Raw genomic sequence first — 665 nt, 5'->3', positions numbered from 1 at the left:
TGAACAAATCTTAATGATCATTTCACGTACGAAAAACTTAATTGTGGATTACTACGATAGATCCCTAGAATTAGAAGCATTTTTAGAGCAACAAAATAAACAACATCTCCTCAATACCTTGGAGCTACCGAATGTGAAAATTTATTATATGAGGCAGTTCTATCCAAAAGGGTTAGGGCATGCAGTCTCATTAGCAAAGAACTTTATTGGAAACGACCCATTTGCGATATTGCTACCAGATGAAATCTACCTTTCTAATAATAAAAACCCATTAGAGGAATTAATAGACTCTTATAATGAATACGGTAAAAATGTTATTGCCTTACAACAGGTTGAAGAAGAGAATTTGAAAAGCTACGGGGTCATTCAGGTGGAGAAGAAGGAAAAAGACCGATTATATAAAATTTCTGATATTGTTGAAAAACCAAAAAGTAATCCACCCTCAAACCTTGCTGTAACAGGAAGATATATTTTGAAGCCAGACATTTTTTCATGCTTAGAACAAACAAAACCAGGAGTTGGCTCTGAGGTACAGTTAACTGATGCAATCAAACTAATGCTCCAATCAGAGCCGGCATATGGTCTTGAAATTGCAGGTGAGCGTTTTGATATTGCAAAGGAAGCTGAATATGTAAAGCTCGTACAAAAGGTTTACACACTACAAC

General features: G+C 35.5%; 1 protein-coding gene. It reads left to right on the top strand.

What is annotated here, in order from left to right:
- A partial coding sequence (locus V7147_RS07555) for a UTP--glucose-1-phosphate uridylyltransferase (RefSeq protein WP_335367236.1) occupies positions 1-665 on the top strand: 665 nt, incomplete at both ends.

This window comes from Bacillus sp. JJ1521, assembly GCF_036965165.1.
In the GTDB taxonomy this organism is placed as follows: Bacteria; Bacillota; Bacilli; order Bacillales; family Bacillaceae_L; genus Ferdinandcohnia.
Note: the sequence above shows the minus strand (reverse complement) of the source record. Positions and strands in the feature narration are given on the sequence as shown.